Origin of the sequence: Streptomyces sp. NBC_01003, from assembly GCF_045162695.1 — a bacterium.
Taxonomy (GTDB): domain Bacteria; phylum Actinomycetota; class Actinomycetes; order Streptomycetales; family Streptomycetaceae; genus Streptomyces.
In genome coordinates, this window is record NZ_CP108707.1 from 7,401,599 (window position 1) to 7,427,569 (window position 25,971).

Annotated in this window: 25 protein-coding genes; 13 read left to right on the plus strand and 12 right to left on the minus strand. The window is 70.9% G+C overall.

Annotated features, from left to right (window positions below):
- The first annotated feature begins 72 nt into the window (after window positions 1–72).
- On the plus strand, window positions 73–492 hold the full coding sequence (locus OG698_RS33725; RefSeq protein ID WP_406107507.1) for a CBS domain-containing protein: 420 nt from the start codon (window positions 73–75) through the stop codon (window positions 490–492).
- Between the two features lie 142 nt (window positions 493–634).
- Here OG698_RS33725 and OG698_RS33730 read toward each other — a convergent pair whose 3' ends face one another.
- A complete protein-coding gene (locus tag OG698_RS33730) occupies window positions 635–1,780 on the minus strand; it encodes a magnesium and cobalt transport protein CorA (RefSeq protein WP_399970259.1) in 1,146 nt (381 codons plus the stop codon).
- Between the two features lie 165 nt (window positions 1,781–1,945).
- Between OG698_RS33730 and OG698_RS33735 the strand changes: the two genes are divergently transcribed.
- The gene (locus OG698_RS33735; protein ID WP_406107509.1) at window positions 1,946–2,743 is read left to right on the plus strand and encodes a methyltransferase domain-containing protein; all 798 of its coding nucleotides are present in this window, start codon (window positions 1,946–1,948) and stop codon (window positions 2,741–2,743) included.
- 41 nt (window positions 2,744–2,784) lie between these two features.
- Here the strand turns inward: OG698_RS33735 and OG698_RS33740 are convergent, their stop codons facing one another.
- Window positions 2,785–3,684 carry a carbohydrate kinase family protein gene (locus OG698_RS33740; RefSeq protein ID WP_406107511.1) on the minus strand — a complete coding sequence of 300 codons (900 nt, stop codon included), beginning with the start codon at window positions 3,682–3,684 and terminating at the stop codon, window positions 2,785–2,787.
- A complete protein-coding gene (locus OG698_RS33745; protein ID WP_406111450.1) occupies window positions 3,681–4,553 on the minus strand; it encodes a pseudouridine-5'-phosphate glycosidase in 873 nt (290 codons plus the stop codon). Before OG698_RS33745 ends, OG698_RS33740 begins: the two co-directional genes overlap by 4 nt.
- A 195-nt stretch (window positions 4,554–4,748) precedes the next feature.
- Here OG698_RS33745 and OG698_RS33750 point away from each other — a divergent pair, with 195 nt between their 5' ends.
- Window positions 4,749–5,183 carry a VOC family protein gene (locus OG698_RS33750; RefSeq protein ID WP_100592363.1) on the plus strand — a complete coding sequence of 145 codons (435 nt, stop codon included), beginning with the start codon at window positions 4,749–4,751 and terminating at the stop codon, window positions 5,181–5,183.
- Between the two features lie 92 nt (window positions 5,184–5,275).
- Here OG698_RS33750 and OG698_RS33755 read toward each other — a convergent pair whose 3' ends face one another.
- Window positions 5,276–5,575, minus strand: a complete 300-nt coding sequence (locus tag OG698_RS33755; protein WP_100592364.1) for a GlsB/YeaQ/YmgE family stress response membrane protein — start codon at window positions 5,573–5,575, stop codon at window positions 5,276–5,278.
- Window positions 5,576–5,725: 150 nt separating this feature from the next.
- On the opposite strand from OG698_RS33755, the gene OG698_RS33760 reads away from it, so the two are divergent.
- On the plus strand, window positions 5,726–6,091 hold the full coding sequence (locus tag OG698_RS33760) for a cupin domain-containing protein (protein ID WP_406107512.1): 366 nt from the start codon (window positions 5,726–5,728) through the stop codon (window positions 6,089–6,091).
- A 47-nt stretch (window positions 6,092–6,138) separates the two neighbouring features.
- Here OG698_RS33760 and OG698_RS33765 read toward each other — a convergent pair whose 3' ends face one another.
- The 3 genes from OG698_RS33765 to OG698_RS33775 all read right to left on the minus strand — a co-directional run bounded on the left by OG698_RS33765 (window position 6,139) and on the right by OG698_RS33775 (window position 9,118).
- On the minus strand, window positions 6,139–7,413 hold the full coding sequence (locus OG698_RS33765) for an MFS transporter (RefSeq protein ID WP_406111452.1): 1,275 nt from the start codon (window positions 7,411–7,413) through the stop codon (window positions 6,139–6,141).
- Between the two features lie 151 nt (window positions 7,414–7,564).
- Window positions 7,565–8,164 carry a methylated-DNA--[protein]-cysteine S-methyltransferase gene (locus tag OG698_RS33770; protein WP_383085798.1) on the minus strand — a complete coding sequence of 200 codons (600 nt, stop codon included), beginning with the start codon at window positions 8,162–8,164 and terminating at the stop codon, window positions 7,565–7,567.
- A gap of 78 nt (window positions 8,165–8,242) precedes the next feature.
- Window positions 8,243–9,118 (minus strand): glycerophosphodiester phosphodiesterase, encoded by an 876-nt coding sequence (locus OG698_RS33775; RefSeq protein WP_406107514.1) that lies wholly within the window; start codon window positions 9,116–9,118, stop codon window positions 8,243–8,245.
- Between the two features lie 266 nt (window positions 9,119–9,384).
- Here OG698_RS33775 and OG698_RS33780 point away from each other — a divergent pair, with 266 nt between their 5' ends.
- The 7 genes from OG698_RS33780 (at window position 9,385) to aroQ (ending at window position 18,313) form a co-directional block, all read left to right on the plus strand.
- Window positions 9,385–10,191, plus strand: coding sequence for an MHYT domain-containing protein (locus OG698_RS33780; RefSeq protein WP_399970272.1), 807 nt, complete (start codon window positions 9,385–9,387; stop codon window positions 10,189–10,191).
- A 40-nt stretch (window positions 10,192–10,231) separates the two neighbouring features.
- A complete protein-coding gene (gene uvrB / locus OG698_RS33785) occupies window positions 10,232–12,379 on the plus strand; it encodes an excinuclease ABC subunit UvrB (RefSeq protein ID WP_399970273.1) in 2,148 nt (715 codons plus the stop codon).
- A gap of 178 nt (window positions 12,380–12,557) precedes the next feature.
- Complete coding sequence (locus OG698_RS33790) at window positions 12,558–13,160, plus strand: TerD family protein (protein ID WP_100592369.1); 603 nt, start codon at window positions 12,558–12,560, stop codon at window positions 13,158–13,160.
- A 48-nt stretch (window positions 13,161–13,208) separates the two neighbouring features.
- On the plus strand, window positions 13,209–15,209 hold the full coding sequence (locus tag OG698_RS33795; RefSeq protein WP_406107515.1) for a TerD family protein: 2,001 nt from the start codon (window positions 13,209–13,211) through the stop codon (window positions 15,207–15,209).
- 243 nt (window positions 15,210–15,452) lie between these two features.
- Window positions 15,453–16,469 (plus strand): TerC family protein, encoded by a 1,017-nt coding sequence (locus tag OG698_RS33800; protein WP_406107517.1) that lies wholly within the window; start codon window positions 15,453–15,455, stop codon window positions 16,467–16,469.
- Between the two features lie 184 nt (window positions 16,470–16,653).
- Window positions 16,654–17,754, plus strand: coding sequence for a calcium:proton antiporter (locus OG698_RS33805; RefSeq protein ID WP_406107518.1), 1,101 nt, complete (start codon window positions 16,654–16,656; stop codon window positions 17,752–17,754).
- An 85-nt stretch (window positions 17,755–17,839) separates the two neighbouring features.
- Window positions 17,840–18,313, plus strand: a complete 474-nt coding sequence (aroQ, locus tag OG698_RS33810) for a type II 3-dehydroquinate dehydratase (protein ID WP_266565544.1) — start codon at window positions 17,840–17,842, stop codon at window positions 18,311–18,313.
- Window positions 18,314–18,371: 58 nt separating this feature from the next.
- Here aroQ and OG698_RS33815 read toward each other — a convergent pair whose 3' ends face one another.
- Both OG698_RS33815 and OG698_RS33820 read right to left on the minus strand, forming a co-directional pair.
- Complete coding sequence (locus tag OG698_RS33815) at window positions 18,372–19,028, minus strand: MBL fold metallo-hydrolase (protein WP_329574396.1); 657 nt, start codon at window positions 19,026–19,028, stop codon at window positions 18,372–18,374.
- Window positions 19,029–19,037: 9 nt separating this feature from the next.
- The gene (locus OG698_RS33820; RefSeq protein ID WP_406107519.1) at window positions 19,038–19,727 is read right to left on the minus strand and encodes a maleylpyruvate isomerase family mycothiol-dependent enzyme; all 690 of its coding nucleotides are present in this window, start codon (window positions 19,725–19,727) and stop codon (window positions 19,038–19,040) included.
- A gap of 221 nt (window positions 19,728–19,948) precedes the next feature.
- Here OG698_RS33820 and uvrA point away from each other — a divergent pair, with 221 nt between their 5' ends.
- Complete coding sequence (gene uvrA / locus OG698_RS33825; protein ID WP_406107521.1) at window positions 19,949–23,020, plus strand: excinuclease ABC subunit UvrA; 3,072 nt, start codon at window positions 19,949–19,951, stop codon at window positions 23,018–23,020.
- Between the two features lie 78 nt (window positions 23,021–23,098).
- Here the strand turns inward: uvrA and OG698_RS33830 are convergent, their stop codons facing one another.
- The gene (locus tag OG698_RS33830) at window positions 23,099–23,680 is read right to left on the minus strand and encodes a YceI family protein (protein WP_399970285.1); all 582 of its coding nucleotides are present in this window, start codon (window positions 23,678–23,680) and stop codon (window positions 23,099–23,101) included.
- Window positions 23,681–23,781: 101 nt separating this feature from the next.
- Here OG698_RS33830 and OG698_RS33835 point away from each other — a divergent pair, with 101 nt between their 5' ends.
- On the plus strand, window positions 23,782–24,645 hold the full coding sequence (locus OG698_RS33835; protein WP_406107523.1) for a helix-turn-helix domain-containing protein: 864 nt from the start codon (window positions 23,782–23,784) through the stop codon (window positions 24,643–24,645).
- A gap of 22 nt (window positions 24,646–24,667) precedes the next feature.
- Here the strand turns inward: OG698_RS33835 and OG698_RS33840 are convergent, their stop codons facing one another.
- Both OG698_RS33840 and OG698_RS33845 read right to left on the minus strand, forming a co-directional pair.
- Entirely contained in the window at window positions 24,668–25,594 is a 927-nt protein-coding gene (locus tag OG698_RS33840; protein WP_406107525.1) for a carbohydrate kinase, read from the minus strand.
- A gap of 100 nt (window positions 25,595–25,694) precedes the next feature.
- The gene (locus OG698_RS33845) at window positions 25,695–25,829 is read right to left on the minus strand and encodes a hypothetical protein (protein WP_406107527.1); all 135 of its coding nucleotides are present in this window, start codon (window positions 25,827–25,829) and stop codon (window positions 25,695–25,697) included.
- Window positions 25,830–25,971 lie beyond the last annotated feature (142 nt).

Below are 25,971 nucleotides of genomic sequence, written 5' to 3' on the forward strand. Positions count from 1 at the left end.
CGGAGAGAATGAAAGGTGCCGGGACCTGCGGCGCCTCCGTGCCGCGCCGGCCGCCGGCACCGGGAGGTACTCATGACCACCGCCGGAGACATCATGCACCGCGGTGCGCAGTGGATCCCCGCTCACGAGACCCTGGACCGCGCCGCCCAGCTCATGCGCCAGCTGAACGTGGGCGCGCTGCCCATCAGCGACGAGAACGAACGCCTCTGCGGGATCCTCACGGACCGCGACATCGTGGTCGGCTGTGTTGCCATGGGCCACGACCCTTCCAAGATCACCGCCGGTGACCTCGCCCAGGGGACGCCCCGCTGGATCGACTCGGGCGCCGATGTCGACGAGGTCCTCCAGGAGATGCAGGGGCACCAGATCCGTCGGCTCCCCGTTATCGAGAACAAGCGCCTCGTCGGCATGATCAGCGAGGCCGACCTTGCGACGCATCTGTCCGACGACCAGATGTCGGCCTGGGTCGAGAGCGTCTACGCCAGCAGCTGACCTTTGAGATCACGATCCGGCGGGCCGCTGCCCTAGGAGCGGCCCGCCGCCACCGAGAACACTCGCTCTCCGTCCTCGGTCACTTCGCCGTGGCTGACATGGGCTGGCATGGACAGTACGCACTGGTGCCCGGCGGTACGGGTCACAGCCACCCGTTGCGCCGGAAGGCGCGGTGCAGGACGAAACAGATGCTCGCGATCACGCCCAGGAACAGCGGATACCCGAACTGCCAGTGCAGCTCCGGCATATGGTCGAAGTTCATCCCGTACACGCCGCAGCCCATGGTCGGCACGGCCACGACCGCGGCCCAGGCCGTGATCTTGCGCATGTCCTCGTTCTGAGCCACCGTCACCTGCGCGAGATGGGCCTGCAGGATCGAGTTCAGCAGCTCGTCGAAGGACGCTATCTGCTCGGCGGCCCTCAGCAGATGGTCGGAGACGTCCCGGAAGTACGCCTGTATCTCCGGCGCCACCACCTGGAAGGGACGGCCCGAGAGCTCCTCTATCGGCCGGGCGAGCGGCACGACGGCCCGCTTCAGCTCCAGCAGCTCGCGCTTGAGCTGGTAGATCCGGCCCGGGTCGGCGTGCGCGCCGTCCTCGGCGAACACATCCGCCTCGACCTGGTCGATGTCGGCCTGGACGGCGTCGATCACGGTGAGATAGTCGTCGACCACATGGTCGGCGATCGCGTGCAGCACAGCGGCCGGGCCCTTGGCGAGCTGCTCCGGGTCCGCCTCCAGGCCCTCGCGCACCGGGCCCAGCGAGCCGTGCCTCCCGTGCCGCACGGTGATCACGAAGTCCCGGCCGATGAACACCATGATCTCGCCGGTGTCGACGACCTCACTGGTCGCGGTCAGCTCCGCGTGCTCCACGTAACAGACGGTCTTGAACACGGCGAACAGCGTCTGGCCGTACCGCTCGACCTTCGGCCGCTGGTGCGCGTGCACCGCGTCCTCGACGGCCAGCGGGTGCAGGTCGAACAGCTCGGCGATGTCCGCGAACTCCAGCTCCGTCGGCTCGTGCAGCCCCAGCCAGACGAAGCCGTCGTCGGACTTGCGGACCCGGTCGACCGCGTCCACGAGATCGCGCCCGGCCTGCTCGCGGACCCCGTCCCGGTACGTCACGCACTTGACGACCGCGGAACCCAGCGGCGAGCGGGCGGGGTGGCTCAGGTCGACGCGCGGGTGCCGCCGGGCCAGGCGGGCCACTCTTCTCAGGCGTCCGACCTTGCGCAGGTCGGACACCTTTCGGAGATCTCCGACCTTCCGCAGGTTGCCTGCCATCGACATGCGGGGCTCCTCGCGCGGTGTGACATCGTGTTTCGGTGACTTGGCGGGCCAGTCTGCCAGCTCACGGCGACAACGCCCACGGCCCCTGGGGGAACGGAAGGCTCCCCTCCGGAACGCGCGGAACCGCCTCCCGGGACCGGGCCGGACAACTGGGATGATCGCGGCATGACGCGATCCGAGGGCTATCTCCTGGACAACCAGCAGCAAGAGGCGGGCCGGCGCTTCGACGCCTTCTCCACCCTCTTCGACCCCACGACGTTCCGGCACATCGAACAGCTGGGCATCGGCCCCGGCTGGCGCTGCTGGGAGGTCGGCGCGGGCGGCACCTCCGTGGTCTCCTGGCTCGCCAAGAAGGTCGGCCCCACCGGCCGGGTCCTCGCCACCGACATCGACACCTCGTGGCAGACGTCCGCCGCCCGTTCCCCCATCGAGGTCCGCCGCCACGACGTGGCCGCCGACGAGCCGCCCACCGAGGGCTTCGACCTGGTCCACGCCCGGCTCGTCCTGGTCCATGTGCCCGACAGGGAGCGGGCGTTGAAGTCCATGCTGCGCGCGCTGCGGCCCGGCGGACGGCTGCTCGTCGAGGACGCCGACCCCGCGCTCCAGCCGCTCGCCTGCCCCGACGAGCACGGCCCCGCCGAGGAGCTGGCGAACCGGCTCCGCCGCGGCTTCCGCGAGCTGCTCGCGGAGCGCGGCGCCGATCTGTCGTACGGCCGCAGGCTGCCGAGGCTGCTGCGGGAGGCGGGCCTGCACCAGGTGGAGGCCGACGCGTACTTCCCGCTGACGTCCGAGGCGTGCGAGGCCCTGGAGACGGCCACGTTCCAGCAGATCCGCGAGTCCCTGGTCCGCGCGGGCCACGCCACGGACGAGGAGATCGACCGCCACCTGGCCGATGTCGCGACCGGCACGATGGACCTGGCGACGGCGCCGCTGATCTCGGCCTGGGGACGGAAGCGGGCCTAGGACGTCCGCCGTACTCCCGTTCGTGGGCGACCGGGGCGCTCTCAGCGCGGCGGCGGTCGGCCCCCAACCCGCGCCACCGCCAGCGCCCCCGCGTGGCAACCGTCCGTCGCCGCCTCCCGTGGCCCGGCGCCCCGCACCCACGCGGCGAGGAACGCGCCCGTGAACGCGTCGCCCGCCCCCGTCGAGTCCCGCGCCACCGCCGGCAGCGACGGCACGCGCGCGCGTACCGCCCCGCCCTGCGCCACCACCGCTCCCTCGACCCCCGACGTGACGACGACCAGCGGGAACCATCCACTGAGCTTCGCCGCCGCGACCTCCGCGTTTCCGACGCCGCTCAGCAGCTCCGCCTCGTCCCTGCTGGGCAACAGGATGTCCACGCCCTTGGCGAGTGCCAGGAACCGGTCGGGCCCCAGCTCCCTGAGGAAGCCCGCCGAAGCGGGATCGATACTCACCGGCACCCCACGCGCGCGTGCCGAGGCCAGCGCCGCCGCGACCAGGCCGCGCCCCTCGACGGAGAAGAACAGATACCCGGACAGATGCAGCCACGCGACCCCGCCGAGCAGGTCCGCGGACCAGTCGGCGGGGGAGAGGCGCAACGAGGCCCCGCTGTCCGTGAGGAACGTCCGCTCGGCGCCGGCTCCCGTGTCGACCAGCGCGATCACCGTGCCGGTCGCCGCCTCCGGGTCGACGACGAGCCGGGGACGCACCCCCGCGCGCGTGAGCGCCTCCTCGTGCCAGGCCGCCGAGTCCGCGCCCACCCGCCCGAGCAACGCCACGTCCGGGCAGCCCGAATGGGCCGCCCAGCACGCCACGTTCGCCCCCGCGCCCCCCGGCAGCGTACGGATCTCCGCCGCCGTGTCCGTGCCCGCCGCGAGCGGGGCGCCGTGCCGGGCCACGATGTCCGTGACGACGTCCCCGACGACCAGGAGTGTTCCGCTCACGGCCGCGCCCAGGCCGCAGCGATGCGCGCCGCGAGCCGTACGTTGCCGCGTACCGCCGCGAGGTTGGCCTCCAGTGAGGCGCCGTCCGTGTGCCGTACCAGGTAGTCCAGGAGGAACGGCGTGACCGCCTGCCCCGTGACGCCCTCGGCGTCGCACGCGTGCAGCGCATCGTCCAGCACACGCGCGTGGAGCGCGGGATCGAGCTGCTCCGCCTCGGGCACCGGGTTCGCCACGATCAGCGCGGCCTCGGGCCCGCCCAGCGCGTCCTGAGCCCGCATCACCCCGGCCACCTCGGCCGGATCGCGCAGTGTCCAGTCCACCGGATGGCCCGAGTCGGACAGATAGAAGCCGGGGAAGCGGCCGGTCCCGTACCCGGCCACCGACACTCCCAGGGTCTCCAGGCGCTGAAGGGTCGCCGGTACGTCCAGGATCGACTTGACGCCCGCGCACACCACGGTGATCCGCGTCCGTGCGAGCAGTCCGAGGTCGGCCGACTCGTCCTGCGTCTCCGTCCACCGCCGGTGCACCCCGCCCAGCCCACCGGTGGCGAACACCCGCACCCCCGCGCGCGCCGCGAGCAGCGCTGTCGCCGAAACGGTCGTCGCCCCGCTCGCACCGGTCGCCACGGCGAGCGGCAGATCGCGGTGACTCAGCTTGCGGATGCCGTCCTGGGTCGCGACCCGCTCCAACTGGCCCTTGTCCAGGCCGACCTGGGGGTTTCCGTCGAGAACGGCGATCGTCGCGGGGACCGCTCCCTCGGCGCGTACGAGCTCTTCGAGTTCGAGCGCCACCCGCAGATTGCGCGGGCGCGGCAGCCCGTGCGCGATGATCGTCGACTCCAGGGCCACGACCGGCCTGCCCGCCGCCATCGCTTCCCGCACCTCATCGGACACCAGCACCACGCGCCTGCCTCCTGCCTGTCGGGTCTCCCCTCATCCATGGCGGGCGGCGCGCACGCCCAAACCCCAGCGGCATGACGGTAAACACTCACGGTGTACCGGCAAACACTTGCGGCGCGACGGCCGGCCGAGCAGCCTGAGCGCATGACGGACAACTCTGAGCGCATGACGGACAACACGGCACGCCTCGACCATGTCGTGCTCTGGGTCAGCGACCCGGTGGCCGCCGCGGACTTCTACGAGCAGGCAGTCGGCCTCGAACCCCTCAGGGTCGCCGAGTTCAAGGAGGGCACGGTCTCGTTCCCCTCGGTGCGGCTCAACGAGGAGACCATCCTCGACCTCGCGCCGCTGCCCATGGCGGCCCGCATGAACATGGTGCCGGGCGGCGACAAGAGCGCCGGCCACCCGGTCAACCACGTGTGCATCGCCCTGACCGAAGGCGGCTACGACAGCCTGCGCGCCCGCCTGGAGGAGCGCGAGGTGCCGGTCTCGGACCACGGCCGCCACTCGTACGGCGCCCGCGGCCCGGCCGTCCGCAGCTTCTACTTCCGCGACCCCGACGGGAACGTCTTCGAAGCGCGTTACTACGAAGAGGCCTGAAAGGCCGGATACGGGGCGTGGACCTGCTCGTACAGGGGGTTGGCTGTACAGGGGCTGGACGTATGGGGGGTTGGCCGTACCGGGGGTGCGGTTCAGCGGCGCGCGCGGCCCCACGCACGGCCGCGCGACCGGCCGCCTGTCCGGCCGCGGTCCAGCAGGGCCACGCCCAGGGCGGCCAGGCCGATCTGGATCAGCCACTCCACCCAGTCGACCCCCTTGGTGTCCGCGACACCGATGCCCGCGGCGATGGCCGAACCGAGCAGCGCGGCCACGATGCCGACGACGACCGTCGCCAGGATGCCGATGCGCTGACGGCCCGGCAGGGCGAGCCGGCCCAGGACGCCGATGACGATGCCGATCACGATCGCACTGATGACGCCGGAAATCTCCATGTCCCCACGACTCCCTAGAACCCGGGCACGCGGCGCCCGGGACGTTGTCTCAAGGTCTCTTCCCCTTGACGAGCCGTCCAGTCCGGGCCGTGACCGAGGTACGGGTCGTCCAGTGAACAGAGGGGTCCGCGCTGCCTAGAGTGACCGTTCATGACCACGAATGATCAGGCCACTGCTTCTTTTGCCGTACACATCCCGGACGTTGAACTCGAACCGGAGCCCCTCGATCCGGAGCAGATCGTCTCGGGCGCCCCTGTCGTCACGGGCAAGGTGCTCTGGGAGTCCGCCGACGGCAAGCAGCTGCGGGGCATCTGGCAGATCACGCCGGGCATGGTGACGGACACCGAGGCGAACGAGCTGTTCGTGGTCGTCTCGGGTCGCGCCACGGTCGAGGTCGAGGGCGGGCGGACGCTGGAGGTGGGCCCCGGCGACGCGGCCGTACTGCGCGAGGGCGACCGTACGACATGGACTGTGCACGAGACCCTGCGGAAGGCGTACCACATCACGCTGCCCTGACCGGCGTCATGGTGGCCCGATCACCGACCACCGCCACGCCGCCCTGATCACGCCGTCGCGGGCCGCCGGCTGAAGAGGGCGAGCACGGCGAGTGGCAGCAGGAGGCAGGCTGCGGCCAGGTTGAGCCAGGCGTAGCTCGCCGTCGCCACGACCAGGCCGGCTGCCGCGCCGCCGACGCCCGCCGCCGTGTTCATGGTCAGGTCGGACAGGCCCTGCGCGGCGGCCCGCGCCGCCTGCGGCACCGAGTCGGTCAGCAGGGCCGAACCGGAGACCAGGCCCGCGGACCAGCCGAGCCCCAGGACGAACAGGCCCGCGGCGGTCTGCCCGTGGCTGCCGCCCGCCGTGCCCGCGAGCAGCGCCGCGCAGGCGAGCAGGCCCACGGCGAGGCCGATCACGGAGAGCCGCCCGAGCCGGTCCGACAGCCGGCCCATCACCGGCGAGAACGCGTACATGCCCGCGATGTGTCCGCTGATGACCAGGCCGATGAGGTCGATGCTCGCACCGTGATGGCCGAGGTCGACAGGCGTCATCGACATGATCGACACCATCGCGGTGTGCGAGACGGCGACGGTCACGAGGGCGAGCCGGGCGCGCGGCGACGCGGCGACCGCGGCGAACCCGGCACGGATCGACCGCCCTCCGGCCGACTTCTCCTCCTCGGGATCCAGGGCGCGGGCGGTAAGGAGCGGGTCGGGACGCAGCAGGAGCTGCACCATGACGGCGGAGACGAGGAAGACCCCGGCCGCCCACAGGAAGGGGCCCGCCGCCGCGGGGATGCCGAGTCCGGCGACGCTGCGGCCCGCGGGCGCCGCGATGTTGGGCCCGAGCACCGCGCCGATCGTCGTGGCCCACACGACATTCGAGATCGCCCGCGCCCGACGCTGCGGCTCGGCCAGGTCGGCGGCCGCGAACCGCGCCTGGAGATTGGCCGACGAGGCGGCGCCGAACCCGGCCATGCCGATGAGCAGCAGCGGGAAGCTCCCCACCGCGGCGGCCAGCACGACGACCCCGGCCTCCAGCGCGCCGATCAGATACGCGAGGACGAGCCCGGGCCGGCGCCCCCGCGCCGTCATCAGGGCGGCGAGCGGAACGGACAGCAGGGCGGTCCCGGCGACCGTCGCGGTCGGCGCGAGCCCTGAGAGTGCCTCGTCCCCGCTGACCTGCTTGGCGAGCACGGCGGCGAGCGCGATACCGGTGGCTACGCCGAGCCCGCCGAGTATCTGGCTCGCGACGAGTACGGCGGTGACACGGCGGCGCAGCCCGGCCAGGTCCTGAGGCGTCTCGGGGACGGAAGGGCGGCGGCGCGCGGCGGAATCGGGTATGAGCACCGGCGCAGTGTGCCAGCCGGCACCCACCCTCGAACACCGGGCATCCCCGCACGGCCTGGCGCCAACCAGTGCCTGGGGCTCGAAACAGCCGCTCCCGCGCCTCGGACCAGCCGCTCCCGCGCCTCGGGACGGTCGCTCCCGCGCCTCAGAACAGCGGCTGCGGAAGGACACCCTCCAGGGCGAGCAGCTGCCGCTTCGTCTCCAGGCCGCCGCCGAATCCGCCGATGCCGCCGTCGCTCTCCACGACGCGGTGGCACGGCACCACGACCGGCAGCGGATTGGCACCCATAGCCACGCCCACCGCCTGCGCAGCCCCCGGCTGTCCGACGCGGCCCGCCAGATCCCCGTAACCGACGACCGAGCCGAACGGGACGCCGGACGCCAGCTCGCGCAGGACCTGCCGGTTGAACCCGGAGATCAGCGACCAGTCGAGCGGCAGCTCGAAGTCGCGCCGCTCACCGGCGAAGTAGGCCTTCAGCTGGCGTATGGGCTCGGCCAGGAGCGGCGAGTCCGGGGCCTCGACCGGCTCGGTCCCGAGCCGGGAACCGAGCCGCTCGACCGCGGAGTCCCGCACGGCGGGGGAGGCGTGGAAGACGACATTCACCAGGCCGGCGTCCGTCGCGGCGAGGAGCAGCGGCCCGATGTCCGTCCCGACGACGGCCCAGACCGCCGTGAGCCCGGCCCCGTCTCCGGTCCTGTCCCCGGCGGCGCTTTCCCCAGTGGCTTTCTGCCCAGTGGCGTTCATGCCGACCACCGTACGGGGAGCCACTGACAACGGCCCGCGCCGTCCGCCGGCCTGGCCTCCCCCTGCCCGTCGTCCGCTCTACCGGCCGCCGCCCACCGCCTTGCGCACGACGTCGGGGAAGTTCGAGATGATGCCGTCCACGCCGAGACCGGCCACGCGCCGCGCGGTCGGCGCGTCGTTCACGGTCCAGGTGAAGAGCTTCAGGCGCTTGCCGTGCGGGCCCCTGAAGGCGTGCACCGCGGCGACGTATCCGGCAGAGATTGTCCCGTTGCTGGGGTTGATCCGGTCGGCGAACCGGGCGTACCGGGGCAGGTCGCCCTTGGCGGGGGTGCCGAGGAAACCTGTCGTGATGTCCGGGCGGCGCTTGTGCACGGTCCGTAGGCTGTCGGCGCTGAAGCTCTGGATCACCAGGCGGTTCCTGACGTGATCGCGGTTGAGCCAGCCCTCCTTGCCGAGCACGCGCAGGATGTCCTTCTCGATGCCCGGGTAGAGTTCCGGTGCCTTGATCTCCATGAGGAGCTTCTGGTGGTTGTGGTCGATCCGGTCCAGGTACTGGGTGAGGGTCGGGACACGGGCGCCGGCGAACTCGGCGCCCTTCCAGGCGCCGGCGTCGAGCTCGGCGATCTCCGCGGCGGTGAAGTCGCGGACGTTGTACGGGGCGCGGCCGGGGAAGACCTGCTCCACGTTCGTGGTGCGCGCCAGATTCGTGTCGTGGATGACGACGAGCCGACCGTCCTTGGTGCGCTGCACGTCGTTCTCGACCCAGTCGAAGCCGAGCCTGTCGGCCTTGTCGATGGCCTTGAGGGTGTTCTCGGGCGCGTACCCGGAGGCGCCGCGGTGTGCGACGACGGCGGGTCCGCCGTGCTCCTGTGCCGCCTCGGCGGCGGTGGGGAGGACCAGGACGCCGACGAATCCCACCAGGGCGGCGGTCGCGGTGGCTGCGCGTGCGGACACGTGTACTCCTCGCGTCGAGGGATCAAGGACTGAACGACGGTGACAGTCGGTTGCCAACGGAAGACAGGTGAAGGATGGCCACACACTGAACGGAGTGGTGGGAGGACGTGCACCCTGAGGGTGGGTGTCGTGAGGCTTTGCCGGAAAATCGTTCAGACGTTCGCGCCGGAGCCTTAATCTCTGCTCCAATCGCGGTCGCTCCGGCAGCCGTTGCCAGGGCTCAGACGGAACACATCAGGAACATCAGGGCGGAAGGGCTGCAGCGGATGCAGGGCACGGTCGACGGATTCAGCTATGGACTGGTCACGCCGCTGGTGGCGTTCTTCATGGCCTGCCTCGGCGGGGCGCTGGGCCTGCGCTGCACCACCAGATCGCTGCTCGTCACCCAGTCCTGGCGGCCCGGCTGGCTCGCGCTCGGCTCGGCGGCGATCGGGTCCGGAATCTGGACGATGCACTTCATCGCGATGATGGGCTTCCGCGTGCAGGGCACCCCGATCCACTACGACAAACCGACGACCTTCGCGAGCCTGGGCGTCGCCATCGTCATGGTCGGGATAGGGATCTTCATCGTCGGCTACCGGGGAGCTACAGGGACGGCCCTGTTCACCGGCGGCACGGTCACCGGACTGGGCGTCGCGTCGATGCACTACCTCGGCATGGCCGGCATGCGCCTGCACGGGACGCTTCAGTACAACACCTTCACCGTCGGCGTCTCCGTAGTGATCGCCATGGCCGCCGCCACCGCCGCGCTCTGGGCCGCGGTCCAGGTCAGGGGGTTCAGCTGGAGCGTCGGCGCGAGCCTCGTCATGGGCCTCGCGGTCACCGGCATGCACTACACCGGAATGGCCGCCCTCAGGGTCCAGGCGCACGCGAGCGGCGGCACCCCTGCCGGTGACACACCCGCCGAACTCCTCGCGCCCCTGATGATCGGCCCCCTGTGCTTCCTGCTGCTGGCCGGCGTCGTGGTGGTCTTCGACCCGATGATGATGACGGGCAGGCCCGACCGGCGGGACGCCGTCGAGGCCGCGAGCAGGGCGGGCCGGACCGTCCGCCCCCTGCGGCGGGCAGGCTGATCCGGCCCCGTTGTCAGTGCGGGGTCGTACGGTGGATTCCATGCGGCCCGTATCCAAGATCGAACGCACGGTGGCGCCTTTCGAGGTCGTCAGTCCCTACCAGCCAAGCGGCGACCAGCCGGCAGCCATCGCCGACCTGGAGCGGCGCATCACCGCAGGTGAGAAGGATGTCGTCCTCCTCGGTGCGACCGGAACAGGTAAGTCCGCCACCACCGCGTGGATGATCGAGAAGCTCCAGCGCCCCACCCTCGTGATGGCCCCGAACAAGACGCTGGCCGCCCAGCTGGCCAACGAGTTCCGCGAGCTGCTGCCGAACAATGCGGTCGAGTACTTCGTCTCGTACTACGACTACTACCAGCCCGAGGCGTACGTCCCGCAGTCGGACACCTACATCGAGAAGGACTCCTCGATCAACGAGGAGGTGGAGCGCCTGCGCCACTCCGCGACGAACTCGCTGCTCACCCGGCGTGACGTCGTCGTGGTCGCCTCCGTCTCGTGCATCTACGGCCTGGGCACGCCGCAGGAATACGTCGACCGCATGGTGTCGCTCAAGGTCGGCGACGAGATCGACCGGGACGATCTGCTGCGCCGCTTCGTCGACATCCAGTACACGCGCAACGACGTGGCCTTCAGTCGCGGCACGTTCCGCGTCCGCGGCGACACCATCGAGATCTTCCCGGTCTACGAGGAGCTCGCCGTCCGCATCGAGATGTTCGGCGACGAGATCGAGTCGCTCTCCACCCTCCACCCCCTCACCGGTGAGGTCATCAGCGACGACGAGTCGCTGTACGTCTTCCCGGCCACGCACTACGTGGCGGGCCCCGAGCGCCTGGAGCGCGCGGCCAACGACATCGAGAAGGAGCTCGGGGAGCGCCTCGCGGAGCTGGAGAAGCAGGGCAAGATGCTCGAGGCCCAGCGGCTGCGCATGCGCACCACGTACGACCTCGAGATGCTCCGTCAGATCGGCTCCTGCTCCGGCGTGGAGAACTACTCGATGCACTTCGACGGCCGCTCGCCCGGCTCCCCGCCGAACACACTGCTCGACTACTTCCCGGACGACTTTCTTCTCGTCATCGACGAGTCGCATGTCACCGTGCCGCAGATCGGCGCCATGTACGAGGGCGACGCCTCCCGCAAGCGCACCCTCGTCGACCACGGCTTCCGGCTCCCGTCCGCCCTGGACAACCGCCCCCTTAAGTGGGAGGAGTTCCAGGAGCGCATCGGCCAGACCGTCTATCTGTCGGCCACCCCGGGCAAGTACGAGCTCGCGCGCGGCGACGGCTTCGTGGAGCAGATCATCCGCCCCACGGGCCTCATCGACCCCGAGGTCGTGGTCAAGCCCACCGAGGGCCAGATCGACGACCTGGTGCACGAGATCCGCAAGCGCACCGAGAAGGACGAGCGCGTCCTCGTCACCACGCTCACCAAGAAGATGGCCGAGGACCTCACCGAGTACTTCCTGGAGCTGGGCATCCAGGTGCGCTACCTGCACAGCGACGTCGACACACTGCGCCGCGTCGAGCTGCTGCGCGAACTGCGCGCGGGCGAGTACGACGTCCTCGTCGGCATCAACCTGCTCCGTGAGGGCCTCGACCTGCCCGAGGTCTCCCTGGTGGCGATCCTCGACGCCGACAAGGAGGGCTTCCTGCGCTCCGGCACCTCCCTGATCCAGACCATCGGCCGCGCCGCGCGCAACGTGTCCGGCCAGGTCCATATGTACGCGGACAAGATCACCCCGGCGATGGAGAAGGCCATCGACGAGACCAACCGCCGCCGGGAGAAGCAGATCGCGTACAACACGGAGAAGGGGATCGACCCCCAGCCCCTCCGTAAGAAGATCAACGACATCGTCGCGTCCATCGCGCGCGAGGACGTCGACACCGAGGAACTCCTCGGCTCCGGCTACCGCAAGGGCGCGAAGGACGGCAAGGGTGCCAAGGCGCCCGTGCCCGCGCTCGCCAAGGCCGGCGCCAAGAAGACGGGTGGCAAGGCCGCCAAGGGCAAGGCAGCGCAGACGGTGCCCACCGACCGTCCCGCGGCCGAACTCGCCGGGCAGATCGAGGAGATGACCGACCGGATGCGGGCGGCCGCCGCGGACCTGCAGTTCGAGATCGCCGCGCGCCTGCGTGACGAGGTGTCGGAGATGAAGAAGGAGCTGCGCCAGATGAAGGAGGCCGGGCTGGCCTGACGCACCGCGCACCCCGCACGCCCCACGGCATGCCGGACGGATCCGGCATGCCGCACGGTGTGTTGCAAGACCGACACAAAGTCCTTGCCCGTGTGCGGCGTTGTCAGTGGCCCTGCGTAGGGTTCCCTCAACCGTCCGGACGGGCGGTGCAGAGCACAGTTCGAGAGGGGACGGACGCGTGACGGCCAACTTTTCCAAGGGTCCTGGTGTCAACCTGAGCAAGGGCCAGGCGATCAGCCTGCAGAAGCAGGACGGGGGCAACCTCACGGCCGTCCGGATGGGACTCGGCTGGCAGGCCGCCCCGCGCCGCGGCCTGTTCGGGACCCGCACGCGGGAGATCGACCTCGACGCCTCGGCGGTTCTGTTCGCGGACAAGCAGCCGGTGGACGTCGTCTTCTTCCGCCACCTCGTCAGCGACGACGGCTCCGTGCGCCACACCGGTGACAACCTCGTCGGCGGCGCCGGCCAGGGCGGCGACGACGAGGCGATCCTCGTCGACCTCGAGCGCGTCCCGGTCCACATCGACCAGATCGTCTTCACGGTGAACTCGTTCACCGGCCAGACCTTCCAGGAGGTGCAGAACGCGTTCTGCCGCCTGGTCGACGAGACCAACGGCCAGGAGCTGGCCCGCTACACGCTCGACGGCGGCGGCCAGTACACCGCCCAGATCATGGCGAAGGTGCACCGCGCGGGCGCCGGCTGGCAGATGACCGCCCTGGGCGCGCCGGCCAACGGCCGCACGTTCCAGGACCTCATGCCGGCGATCCTGCCGGGCCTGTGAGGTAGCGGGGACGCGAGAGCAGACGGACGGGGCGAGGGGGAGAAGGCGATGACGGCCGAGCTGGTCCGGGGGCAGAACCACCCCCTCACCCAGAACCGTCTGGAGATCCGCGTGTCGGCGGGGGTGCCGATCGTGGCGGGCGCGACACTCAGCGACGACCAGGGCAAGGTGCACGGCCGCGACTGGGTCGCGCACCCCGGCGCCCCCGCGCTGCCGGGGCTCGAGGTCCCCCGGCAGGCGGCGGCCGACCATCGCCTCGCCGTCGACCTGGACGCCGTGCCCGAGGCGGCCCACCGAGTCAGCGTGCTGCTCGCGCTGCCCACCGGACCCGGTGATCCCGATCGCTTCGGCGCCGTCGCGGCCCCCTTCGTCGCCGTCACCGGACTCGACGGCTCCGAGGTCGCCAGCTACACCATCACCGACCTCGACGCCGAGTCCGCCGTCGTAGCCCTGGAGCTGTACCGCCGCCAGGGCGCGTGGAAGGTGCGCGCGGTGGGCCAGGGGTACGCGGGCGGGCTCGGAGCACTCCTGACGGACCAAGGGCTCCCGGACGCGGGAGCCCTCGCCGGCGAGATCGGCGAAGCGGTGGCGCGGGGTCTCGCGCGTACGGTGGCGCCGCCTCCGCCCCGGACGGCGGCCTCCGGGGCGAGCGCCATGGCGGACACCGGAGCGGGGGCGTCCGCCGCCGGTGGCGCGATGCCGAGTACCACCCCGCCCCGCCCCCGTCAGCCCCAGTCGCCCCCCGAGCCCCGGCCGACGCACGAGCCGCAGCCCCAGCCGCAGCCCCAGCCGCAGGCCCACGCCTCCGGCCAGACGGGCGGCACAGGCCCGGTCAACTACACGCACCCCGGCCGCCAGGCCCCCGCACCACCCGCCCCCGCGCCCACCGCGTCCCCCGGCGCGCCGGGGCAGCCCGCCGTCCCCGTCGCCGGAGACGCGACCGGCTGGTCCATGGACGAGCGGCTCTACAACCAGGTGTGGGGCATGTTCGAGGACCTGGCCCGCTGCGTCGCCGCGTACCGCAGCGCCGTCGACTTCGCGGACTCCCGTATGGAGCAGGAGCTCGACAAGGCCCTGTCCGACCCGCGCAGCCGGATCGGCGGCCAGGGCGACGCCGCGCGCGAGGCCGCCCGCACCAAGCACGGCCGACTTGTCGATCAGGCGCGAGAGGCCCTCGACCGCGACCTCGCCCAGCTGGTCGCGGAGTCCGCCGTCGTCGAGCCCGCCCTGCCCCCGGCCTACGCGGGCTGGGACAACCCGGTCTGGCACGCGTACCGCAGCCCCATGGAGATCCCGATGGCCGTGCGCCTGGGCGACCTCCGGCTGCCTGAGTCCCGCGGCCTCGGCCTGCGCATCCCGATGCTCGTGCGGCTGCCCCTGGAGCGCGGCATGTGGATCGACAGCGGCCGCTCCGGGGCGGACGCGCTCACCGAGTCCGACGAACTGCGCCGCCGCGCCATGCGGAGCGCCGTCGAGCACGCGGCGCGGCTCCTCGCGGTCTACCCGGCGGGCGAGTTCGCCGTGCACGTCATCGACCCGGCCGGATCGGCCGCGGGGGCGCTCGCCCCGCTCGTGCGGGCCGGAGTGCTCGCCGGGCCGCCGGCCGCCGGGGTGGCGGGTGTCTCCGAGGTGCTCGCGCGGCTCGTCCAGCGCGTGGACCTCGTGCAGATGGCGGTCCGCGGCGGAGCGGCCGACGCACTGCCGCCCGACCTGGACACCGCCGAGCAGCTGCTGATCGTCAACGACTTCCCGCACGGCTTCGACGACCGCGCGGTGACCCGGCTGCGCTACCTCGCCGACGAGGGCCCCGCCGTCGGTGTCCACCTCCTGATGGTCGCCGACCGTGAGGACGCCGCCGAGTACGGACCGGTCCTCGACCCGCTCTGGCGCGCGCTGCTGCGCCTCACGCCGGTGCCCGACGACCACCTCGCCGACCCCTGGGTGGGGCACGCGTGGACATACGAGCCGCCGAATGTCCCGCCCGGCAGCCGGATCCTGGAGCAGGTCCTCGAAGAGGTCGCCAGAGCGCGACGAGAGCAGGGCATCTGACTCCTCTGAGCACTGGTTTTGAACTTATCTTTACCGAACCCTTTACGTTTCATGGGTGTTTCCCGTAGGCTCCGACGAGCGGAGGGGAGTACTCCCGAACGCGGCGTTCCCGTCAATACGGACCGACACCGGTCCCGGGGCGTCGGCCCGAGGCGAGCTGAGGCCGCCCGGGTGGAAGAGACCTCCGGCAGCGACGACGCTGATCAGTAGCCGTACGACGCCGGAGGCGCAGTGGACGTATCGATGACCCTTTGGGTGCTGACCATTCTTGGTCTGGTCGCCCTGATCGCGGTCGACTTCTTCATCGGGCGCAAGCCCCACGACGTATCGATCAAGGAAGCCGGAATCTGGACGGTCGTCTGGATCGTGCTGGCCGCCCTCTTCGGGATCGGTCTGCTGATCTGGGGGAACTCACAGGCTTCCGGCGAGTTCTTCGCCGGCTTCATCACCGAGAAGTCGTTGAGCGTCGACAACCTCTTCGTCTTCATCCTGATCATGGCGAAGTTCTCGGTGCCTTCCCAGCTCCAGCAGCGCGTCCTGCTGTTCGGTGTGCTGATCGCCCTGGTGCTGCGCGCCATCTTCATCGCGGCCGGTGCCGCGGTCATCGCCAACTTCTCGTGGGTCTTCTACATCTTCGGCGCGTTCCTCATCTACACCGCCTGGAAGCTCATCCAGGAAGCGATGTCGGACGACGAGGAAGACGAGTTCGAGGAGAACCGCCTCCTCAAGTCCATCGAGAGGAAGTTCGGCGTCGCCGACCGGTACCACGGCACGAAGCTGTTCATCCGGGTCAACGGCAAGCGGATCCTGACGCCGCTCATGGTCGTCATGCTCGCGATCGGCACGACCGACGTGCTGTTCGCGATGGACTCGATCCCGGCGATCTTCGGCCTGACCCAGGACCCGTACATCGTCTTCACGGCCAACGCGTTCGCGCTGATGGGTCTGCGCCAGCTGTACTTCCTCATCGGCGGACTCCTCCGGAAGCTGGTCTACCTCAGCTACGGCCTGTCGGTGATCCTCGGCTTCATCGGCGTGAAGCTCGTCCTGCACGCGCTGCACGAGTCCGGGGTGCACGTGCCGGAGATCTCCATCCCGGTCTCCCTGGCCGTCATCTGCGGCGTCCTGGCGGTCACCACCATCGCCAGCCTCATCGCCTCGAAGAAGCAGGCCGAGAAGCAGGCCGTCGACGGCGGGGACGACGATGACCAGGGCGGCGACTCGGCCGACGGCGCCCGCAAGGACAGCATCAAGGCCTGACTCGCCCGGCACAGGGCTCGGCACGGAGCTGGGCGCAGAGCCCGGTACAAGGCCCGGCTCGGAGCCCGGCACAGAGAAGGAGCGCGCGGCTGCCGGCCGCGCGCTCCTTCCCTCGTTCGGGCCCCACGCACACGTGCCCGTCCCGAAGTCGCGGCCCCCGCACCGTCGGTGCACCATCAATGGCATGATCGCTGGGCTTCGGAGACTGGTCACGCAATGGACGGCCGTCGTCCCCGTCCTCGCGGTCGTCCTGCTGGTGTTCACCTGGGGCCGCTCGCTGCCGGGCGCCGTCGTGGCCGTCGCCTCCGTCGTGCTCGCCGCGTCCGTGCTCGCGGCCGTCCACCACGCCGAGGTGGTGGCCCACCGCGTCGGCGAACCCTTCGGCTCCCTCGTACTCGCCGTCGCCGTCACCGTCATCGAAGTGGCGCTGATCGTCACCCTCATGGTCGACGGCGGTGAGAAGGGCGCCACGCTCGCCCGCGACACGGTGTTCGCCGCCGTCATGATCACCTGCAACGGCATCGTCGGACTGAGCCTGCTCGCCGCCGCGTTCCGGCACCGCGTCGCCGTCTTCCAGTCCGAGGGCACCGGCGGCGCGCTCGCCACGGTCGCCACCCTGGCCACGCTCTGCCTGGTCCTGCCGACGTTCACCACGAGCAAGCCGGGCCCGGAGTTCTCCACTTCGCAGCTGATCTTCGCGGCCTTCGCCGCGCTCGTCCTGTACGGGATCTTCGTGGCGACCCAGACCGTGCGGCACCGCGACTACTTCCTGCCGATCACCAAGCAGGGCAATGTCATCGACGGCGACGACCACGCGGACGCGCCCACCACCCGCACCGCCCTGATCAGCCTCGGGTTCCTCGGCCTCGCCCTCGTCGCCGTCGTCGGCCTCGCCAAGGGCGTGTCCCCGACGATCGAATCGGGCGTCGAAGCGGCCGGGATGCCGCACTCCGTCGTCGGCGTGATCATCGCGCTGCTCGTCCTGCTGCCAGAGACGATCGCGGCCCTGCGCGCGGCCCGCCGTGACCGCGTCCAGACGAGCCTCAACCTCGCGCTCGGCTCCGCGATGGCCAGCATCGGACTGACCATTCCGGCCGTCGCCATCGCGTCGTTCTGGCTGTCGGGGCCCCTCGTCCTCGGGCTCGGTGCCACGCAGATGGTGCTGCTGGTCCTGACGATGCTGGTGAGCACGCTGACCGTCGTCCCCGGCCGCGCCACCCCGCTCCAGGGCGGCGTTCACCTCGTGGTGTTCGCCGCGTACGTGGAGCTGGCCGTCACGCCGTGACGGCCGCGGTGATACGGCCCGGCAGAGCCGTGACGCCTCGTGATAGACCCTGGGTGAGCAGCCGCCCGACGCATGGAGGTCCCCTGTGCCCCGCACCCTCGCCAACGCCCCGATCATGGTTCTGAACGGCCCGAACCTGAACCTCCTCGGCCGCCGGCAGCCGGAGATCTACGGGTCCGACACCCTCGCGGACGTCGAGGCCCTGTGCGCCAAGGCCGCGGCCGTGCACGGCGGGAGCGTCGACTTCCGGCAGTCCAACCACGAGGGCGAGCTGGTGGACTGGATCCACGAGGCGCGCCAGAACCACGTGGGCATCGTGATCAACCCGGCCGCCTACTCGCACACGTCGGTGGCGATCCTGGACGCCCTCAACGCGTGCGACGGCCTGCCCGTCATCGAGGTCCACATCTCCAACATCCACCAGCGCGAGGAGTTCCGGCACCACTCCTACGTGTCCCTCAGGGCCGACGGCGTGATCGCCGGATGCGGGGTCCAGGGATACGCGTTCGCGGTGGAGCGGGTGGCGGCCCTGGCCGAGCCCGGCGTGGCCACGGTCTAGTACCGCCGGACTCTCATGCTCCGTGGAGTGAACACGCCCGGCACGGCCGGGCGTTGACTCACCAGCCGCGCTCGCGCCACTCCGGCAGATGCGGACGCTCGGCGCCGAGCGTCGTGTCGTTCCCGTGCCCGGGGTAGACCCACGTCTCGTCGGGGAGCCGGCCGAAGATCTTCGACTCGACGTCGTCGATCAGGCTCGCGAAGGCCTTCGGGTCCTTCCACGTGTTCCCCACGCCGCCGGGGAACAGGCAGTCCCCGGTGAAGACATGGGGGTGGCCGTGCGGGTCGTCGTAGACGAGGGCGATCGAGCCGGGCGTGTGGCCGACCAGATGCCGGGCGGTCAGCGAGACCCGGCCGACGTTGATCGTGTCCCCGTCCTCGACGAGCACGTCCGTGGGCACCGGGATGCCCTCCGCGTCGTAACGGCCCGCGTACGTACGCGGGCCGGTGACCTCCACGACCCGGGCGAGCGCCTGCCAGTGGTCCCCGTGCTGATGCGTCGTGACGACGGACGCGATGCCGTCGTCCCCGATCAGGGTCAGCAGCGTCTCCGGGTCGGCGGCCGCGTCGATCAGGAGCTGCTCGCCGGTGGCGCGGCAGCGCAGCAGATACGCGTTGTTGTTCATCGCGCCGACCGCGACCTTGGAGATCATCAGGTTCTGCAGCTCGTGCACATCCGCCGGGCCGCCGACCTTCACCGCTCCGCTGTACGTCATGGACTCAGCCTATAGCGGGGGTACGACAGGAAGCGGGCCGCCTTCGACGGTGAGCCCGGAGCCGTCGCGCCGCCCCGAGAGCCAGCCGAGCAGCTCCGGGGCGGGACCCGCGACGCCGACCGGCCCCGTACCGGCGCCGCCGCCCGTCGTCCAGACCTGGCCGCCGTCCGACTTCAGGCCGGTCGACGGCATGTTTTGGTGCCCCGCGAAGCGCTCGGCGAGGAAGTCGATCTCCCGCTCGACGAACTCCGCCGGCAGATCCTCCAGCTCGTACCCGATCCCGAGGTCGACGTGGTGCAGGTCGACCTCGGCCCAGCGCCGGAAGGGGATCCGGGACGCGGAGTCCTTGACGCCGTTGCGCAGCTCCACCGTGCGCGCCCAGTCGGCCGGGGCCTCGACCCGGCGATCGAAGCCGGCGGCGCTGGTCCGCAGGTCATCGAGCTGCTCGCGAAGGTCGCGCGGCGCGTCCCGCTCGATGTCCGCGTCGCGCGCCTCGGCGCTCGGATACATGGGCCGGCCCTCGAGGACGTTCGCGAGTGCGTCCGCGTTACGGGCGAGGTGGGCGAGGACATGGCCCCGGCTCCAGCCGGGAAGCCGTGACGACTCGGCCACAGCTGCGTTGTCCAGCGTGCCGACAGCGGTGAGGAGCCGGTCGGTCGCTTCACGTACAGAGGCCAGGTCGCGCACATGATCGCTCATGGCGCAGACGATAGCGCCGCCACTCGATCGGGTGAAGGCGGCCGACCGAAGCCAAGAATCGAATGTACGTGCTATAAGCTCGGAAGCGGCATCGGGCATTCTTGGTGGTCCGGGTTTGTTACCAACCATGGAAAACAGTCCATCGCTGACGGTGGCCCCCCTAGTCTCGAAAGACGGGGGCCCCGCCCCTGTTGCTTCTCTCAAGAAAGGTGCGGACCGGCGTGGCCGACCGTCTCATCGTCCGTGGCGCGCGCGAGCACAATCTCCGTAACGTCTCGCTCGACCTCCCGCGCGACTCGCTCATCGTCTTCACGGGCCTGTCGGGGTCCGGCAAGTCGTCGCTCGCCTTCGACACGATCTTCGCCGAGGGGCAGCGGCGGTACGTCGAGTCGCTCTCCTCGTACGCCCGTCAGTTCCTCGGCCAGATGGACAAGCCGGACGTCGACTTCATCGAAGGCCTCTCCCCGGCCGTCTCGATCGACCAGAAGTCGACCTCGCGCAACCCGCGCTCCACGGTCGGCACCATCACCGAGGTCTACGACTACCTGCGCCTGCTCTTCGCGCGCATCGGCAAGCCGCACTGTCCCGAGTGTGGCCGCCCCATCTCGCGCCAGTCGCCGCAGGCCATCGTCGACAAGGTCCTCGACCTGCCCGAGGGCAGCCGCTTCCAGGTCCTGTCGCCGCTCGTGCGCGAGCGCAAGGGCGAGTTCGTCGACCTCTTCGCCGACCTCCAGACCAAGGGGTACAGCCGCGCCCGGGTCGACGGACAGACGATCCAGCTGTCGGAGCCGCCCACCCTGAAGAAGCAGGAGAAGCACACCATCGAGGTGGTCGTCGACCGCCTCACGGTGAAGGAGTCCGCCAAGCGCCGCCTGACCGACTCCGTGGAGACCGCGCTCGGCCTCTCCGGAGGCATGGTCGTGCTCGACTTCGTCGACCTCCCCGAGGACGACCCCGAGCGCGAGCGCATGTACTCGGAGCATCTGTACTGCCCGTACGACGACCTGTCCTTCGAGGAGCTGGAGCCGCGCTCCTTCTCCTTCAACTCGCCCTTCGGCGCCTGCCCGGACTGCACCGGCATCGGCACGCGCATGGAGGTCGACCCCGAGCTGATCGTCCCGGACGAGGACAAGTCCCTCGACGAGGGTGCCATCCACCCCTGGTCGCACGGGCACACCAAGGACTACTTCGGACGCCTCATCGGCGCCCTCGCGGACGCGTTGGGATTCCGGACCGACATCCCCTTCGCGGGCCTGCCGCAGCGCGCCAGGAAGGCCCTCCTTTACGGCCACAAGACGCAGATCGAGGTCCGCTACCGCAACCGGTACGGCCGCGAGCGGGTCTACACGACCCCCTTCGAGGGCGCCGTCCCGTTCGTCAAGCGGCGCCACAGCGAGGCCGAGAGCGACTCCAGCCGCGAGCGCTTCGAGGGCTACATGCGCGAGGTGCCCTGCCCCACCTGTGAGGGCACGCGCCTGAAGCCGATCGTTCTCGCCGTCACGGTGATGGAGAAGTCCATCGCCGAGGTCTCCGCGATGTCCATCAGCGACTGCGCGGACTTCCTGGGCGAGCTGAAGCTCAACGCGCGCGACAAGAAGATCGCCGAGCGGGTCCTCAAGGAGGTCAACGAGCGGCTGCGGTTCCTCGTCGACGTGGGCCTCGACTACCTCTCGCTCAACCGCGCGGCCGGCACCCTCTCCGGCGGCGAGGCCCAGCGCATCCGCCTCGCGACACAGATCGGCTCCGGCCTGGTCGGCGTGCTCTACGTCCTGGACGAGCCCTCGATCGGCCTGCACCAGCGCGACAACCACCGCCTGATCGAGACCCTCGTACGGCTGCGCGACATGGGTAACACGCTCATCGTCGTCGAGCACGACGAGGACACCATCAAGGTCGCCGACTGGGTCGTCGACATCGGCCCCGGCGCGGGTGAGCACGGCGGCAAGGTCGTACACAGCGGTCCCTTGAAGGAGCTGCTCGCCAACGCCGAGTCGATGACCGGCCAGTACCTGTCGGGCAAGAAGTCCATCCCGCTGCCGGACATCCGGCGCCCCGTGGACCCGACCCGCAAGCTGACCGTGCACGGCGCCCGCGAGAACAACCTGCGCGACATCGACGTGTCGTTCCCGCTCGGCGTCCTGACCGCGGTCACCGGTGTCTCCGGTTCCGGCAAGTCGACGCTGGTCAACGACATCCTGTACACACACCTCGCCCGCGAGCTGAACGGGGCGCGCAACGTTCCCGGGCGGCACACGCGCGTGGAGGGCGACGACCTGGTCGACAAGGTCGTGCACGTCGACCAGTCGCCGATCGGCCGCACCCCGCGCTCGAACCCGGCGACGTACACCGGAGTCTTCGACCACGTCCGCAAGCTGTTCGCCGAGACGACCGAGGCGAAGGTCCGCGGCTATCTGCCCGGACGCTTCTCCTTCAACGTCAAGGGCGGCCGCTGCGAGAACTGTTCCGGCGACGGCACCATCAAGATCGAGATGAACTTCCTGCCGGACGTCTACGTCCCGTGCGAGGTCTGCCACGGGGCGCGCTACAACCGCGAGACGCTGGACGTCCACTACAAGGGCAAGTCCATCGCCGAGGTCCTGGACATGCCCATCGAGGAGGCGCTCGGTTTCTTCGAGGCGGTCCCGGGCATCGCCCGCCACCTGCGCACGCTGAACGACGTCGGCCTCGGCTACGTCCGGCTCGGGCAGTCCGCGCCGACCCTCTCCGGAGGCGAGGCGCAGCGCGTGAAGCTGGCCAGCGAGCTGCAGAAGCGGTCCACGGGACGCACCGTCTACGTTCTCGACGAGCCGACCACCGGTCTGCACTTCGAGGACATCAGCAAGCTCATCACCGTCCTGTCGGGCCTCGTCGACAAGGGGAACTCGGTGATCGTCATCGAGCACAACCTCGACGTCATCAAGACCGCCGACTGGGTCGTCGACATGGGCCCCGAGGGCGGTAACGGCGGTGGCCTCGTCGTCGCCGAGGGCACCCCCGAAGAGGTCGCGGGCGAACCGGCCAGTCACACCGGCAAGTTCCTGCGCGACATCCTTGGCGCCGACCGGTTCAGCGACGCGTCGGTGCCCGCGGCGCGTACGAAGAAGACGGTGGCCACGGCGAAGAAGGCCGCGGCCGCGAAGAAGACCGTCTCGGCGAGTGCGAAGGCCCCGGCGAAGAAGGTGGCCAGGGCCAACACCACGGCGGTCGGCAAGACCGCCACGAAGGCCGCGGCGAAGAAGGTCACGGCCGCCAAGAAGACCGCGACCAAGTCCACGCGGGCCGGCAAGGCCTGACCGCGGGCGGTCCAGGACCGCACGAAAAACGCCTGGCGCCCCACGGGAACTCCCCGTGGGGCGCCGCGCGTTCATCTGTCAGCCACCCTGGCCCTGCGGCTCGACGAACTGCATGTCCAGCTGAATCTTGACAACATCACCAAGAAGGCCGGCCCCGAAGTCCAGGCCGAAGTCGCTCCGCCGGATCTCGCCCGTCGCCTCGAACCCCGCATGCCGGCTCCCGTCCATCGGCACGTCCACCAGCCCGCCGAACTCCACGGCGAGCGCCACCGGCCGCGTCACGTCACCGATGGTCAACTCGCCCTCCAGGGACCAGTCGTCGTCCTTCCCCGACACGCCGTGCGAGACGTAGGTCATCGTCGGACGGAGCTCCACGTCCAGCAGATCGGCCTGGCGGACGTGCGCGTCACGGTCGGCGTTGCCCGTGTCGATCGAGGCCAGTGCGATGGTGGCGTTCACCCTGATGTCGTCCACCCTCTCGCCGATGTGCAGCGCGGCCTCCACCTGCGCGAAGCGCCCCCGCACCTTCGCGATCCCGAGGTGCCGGATGGTGAAGTTCACCGCCGAGTGCAGCGGGTCGAGCGTCCAGTCGCCGGCCGCCAGAGGCAGTGCGGTGGCCGAAGTCGTGGCAGTGGCGGCGGAGTTGTCGTCGTAGGTCATGCGTCCACCGTGCGGTCACCGGCGGACCGGAGGAAGGCCGGGCCAAGACTGGTAGTGACAGGGCCACGATCAGCGACCCCTTACGTTGATACGTTCGACGGGTGAGCGACAACGAGTTGGGCACCTATCTGCGCACCCGGCGCGAAGCGGTCACACCCGCCGAGGTGGGACTGCCCACCGGCGCACGGCGCCGCACCCCGGGCCTGCGGCGCTCCGAGCTGGCCACGCTCGCCGGCATCAGCGTCGAATACCTCACCCGTCTCGAACAGGGCCGCGATCGCAATCCGTCACCCCCGGTCCTCGGCGCCCTCGCCGACGCGCTGCTCCTGCCCGTCGACGAGCGCTTCCTGCTCCGCCGCCTCGCGAAGGAGTCCGGCGGGGATGCCGTGTTCTGCGCCGGGGCCGCGGCCGTTCCCCCCTTGCGCACGATCCGGCCCACCGTGCGCGCACTCCTCGACCGCCTCGAATCCACCCCGGCCGTCCTGGTCAACTGGATCGGCGACGTCATCGCCCACACCGACGCCTACGACCGGTACGCCCGCCCACTCGGCATCCTCGACGCCCGGCAGCCGAACATCGTGCGGTACGTCTTCACCGACGAGCGCGCCCGCACCGCGTACGCCGAATGGGACCGCGTGGCCGACGAGCAGGTCTCACACCTGCGGCACGGGGCATCGATCCACGACCCGCACGTCGCCGCGCTCGCCGACGAGCTGACCGTCACCGCGGGGGCGCCCTTCGCGGACCGGCTCGCCGCCGTGCCCTCCCTGCCCCGGCGTACCGGCGTGGACGTCGTCGCGCACCCCGAGGTCGGCTCACTGCGCCTGGCGTTCGAGACGCTGTCCCTGCCCGACGGCGACGGCCAGCGCCTCGTCGTCCACCTCCCGGCCGACGACGCCAGCTCGGCCGCCCTCGACCGACTCAACGGCCGCAGGCCCGGGGCGCTGCGCGCGGTCAAGGGCTGACCCGAAAGCGAGCGAACGGCGGCTACAGCGGCGGGAGTTCGGATGCGTACGGGGGTTCAGCGCCCGCCCGCGAGCAGGTGACCGCGGCCGCGCGTGCGGCGAACCGCAGCAGCCGGTGCCAGTCGTCCTCGCCCAGGCCCTTCACCGCCTCCACGGACAGCGCGTCCCACGCGGCCAGACCGTGCATCAGCGCCGCGTTCACGGTGTCGCCCGCGCCGATCGTGTCGACGACATCGACCCGCTCACCCGGTACGTCGTAGCGCGCACCGCCCGGCGTGAAGACCGTCAGGCCGTCGCCGCCCCGCGTGATCACGACGGCCGCGGGACCCGAGGCCAGCCACTCCTGCGGGGTGCCGCCCAGCCACCGGGCGTCCTCCTCGGACAGCTTGAGCAGGCCGGTTGAGGGGAGCCAGCTCTTGAAGCGCGTCCGGTACGCGTCCGGGTCGGGGATGAGGCCGGCCCGGATGTTCGGGTCGAGCGCGGTGAACACGCCCTGGGCCGAGGCCGACCGCATCAGCTCCTCGTACGCGCTCGCGCCCGGCTCGAGAACCAGCGAGCACGTACCGAACGACACCGCGCGTGTGCCCGGCGGGAGCCGGTCGGGCACCGAGAAGAGCCGGTCGGCCGTGCCCTCGACGTAGAACGAGTAACCGGCCGATCCGTCCGCGGCGATCGACGCGACCGCCAGCGTCGTCGGTTCGTCGCCCCGCTGGACGTACGACACGTCGACACCCGCCCGCGCGAGCCCGCCGAGCAGCGCCTCGCCGAACGCGTCGCGGGAGACCCGTGAGCAGAAGGCCACGGGGGAGCCGAGCCGGCCGACGGCCACCGCGGTGTTGAAGGGGCCGCCGCCGAGCCGGGGCGCGAGCGCGGGCAGGTCGCCACCGTCATCGGCGGCCCCGCCCTGCGGCACGAGGTCGATCAGGGCCTCTCCGGCGACGACTATCACGGGTGGTTCCTTTCGGGCTGAACGGCGGAGCGGTGCGGCAGTGCCGGAGTGCTGAACTGCGTGGGTGCGGTGGATCGGAGGGGTAGCAGCGAGGCACAGGCTAGAGGCTCGCGGGCTCGGGCACACCGCCCCGACCGGAAGCGGGCACGTCCGGGACCGACTCGGGCAGACCCTTCGTGTCGGGACACAGCGTGGCCACCGGGATGGCGGTGGACGTGGCGACCGTCGCGGCCATGCGCAGAGAGGTGGGCGCGAAGCCGAGGCTGGACGAGAGGGTCCCCCCGAGCCGTCACGCGCCCCACCGGTATGGTCGGATCTGCGACCGATGTGCGCCTTGGCGTGCAGCAGCGGCCGCCCCACCCCGCCCGATCTCTGGA

What these genes read in the sequence shown, in the direction of transcription:
- OG698_RS33725 (WP_406107507.1), top strand. Translation starts at nt 73, where the DNA reads ATGACCACCGCCGGAGACATCATGCACCGCGGTGCGCAGTGGATCCCC.
- OG698_RS33730 (WP_399970259.1), bottom strand. Translation starts at nt 1,780, where the DNA reads ATGTCGATGGCAGGCAACCTGCGGAAGGTCGGAGATCTCCGAAAGGTG.
- OG698_RS33735 (WP_406107509.1), top strand. Translation starts at nt 1,946, where the DNA reads ATGACGCGATCCGAGGGCTATCTCCTGGACAACCAGCAGCAAGAGGCG.
- OG698_RS33745 (WP_406111450.1), bottom strand. Translation starts at nt 4,553, where the DNA reads ATGGCGGCGGGCAGGCCGGTCGTGGCCCTGGAGTCGACGATCATCGCG.
- OG698_RS33750 (WP_100592363.1), top strand. Translation starts at nt 4,749, where the DNA reads ATGACGGACAACACGGCACGCCTCGACCATGTCGTGCTCTGGGTCAGC.
- OG698_RS33755 (WP_100592364.1), bottom strand. Translation starts at nt 5,575, where the DNA reads ATGGAGATTTCCGGCGTCATCAGTGCGATCGTGATCGGCATCGTCATC.
- OG698_RS33760 (WP_406107512.1), top strand. Translation starts at nt 5,726, where the DNA reads ATGACCACGAATGATCAGGCCACTGCTTCTTTTGCCGTACACATCCCG.
- OG698_RS33770 (WP_383085798.1), bottom strand. Translation starts at nt 8,164, where the DNA reads ATGAACGCCACTGGGCAGAAAGCCACTGGGGAAAGCGCCGCCGGGGAC.
- OG698_RS33780 (WP_399970272.1), top strand. Translation starts at nt 9,385, where the DNA reads ATGCAGGGCACGGTCGACGGATTCAGCTATGGACTGGTCACGCCGCTG.
- uvrB (WP_399970273.1), top strand. Translation starts at nt 10,232, where the DNA reads ATGCGGCCCGTATCCAAGATCGAACGCACGGTGGCGCCTTTCGAGGTC.
- OG698_RS33795 (WP_406107515.1), top strand. Translation starts at nt 13,209, where the DNA reads ATGACGGCCGAGCTGGTCCGGGGGCAGAACCACCCCCTCACCCAGAAC.
- OG698_RS33800 (WP_406107517.1), top strand. Translation starts at nt 15,453, where the DNA reads ATGACCCTTTGGGTGCTGACCATTCTTGGTCTGGTCGCCCTGATCGCG.
- OG698_RS33805 (WP_406107518.1), top strand. Translation starts at nt 16,654, where the DNA reads ATGATCGCTGGGCTTCGGAGACTGGTCACGCAATGGACGGCCGTCGTC.
- OG698_RS33815 (WP_329574396.1), bottom strand. Translation starts at nt 19,028, where the DNA reads ATGACGTACAGCGGAGCGGTGAAGGTCGGCGGCCCGGCGGATGTGCAC.
- OG698_RS33820 (WP_406107519.1), bottom strand. Translation starts at nt 19,727, where the DNA reads ATGAGCGATCATGTGCGCGACCTGGCCTCTGTACGTGAAGCGACCGAC.
- OG698_RS33830 (WP_399970285.1), bottom strand. Translation starts at nt 23,680, where the DNA reads ATGACCTACGACGACAACTCCGCCGCCACTGCCACGACTTCGGCCACC.
- OG698_RS33845 (WP_406107527.1), bottom strand. Translation starts at nt 25,829, where the DNA reads ATGGCCGCGACGGTCGCCACGTCCACCGCCATCCCGGTGGCCACGCTG.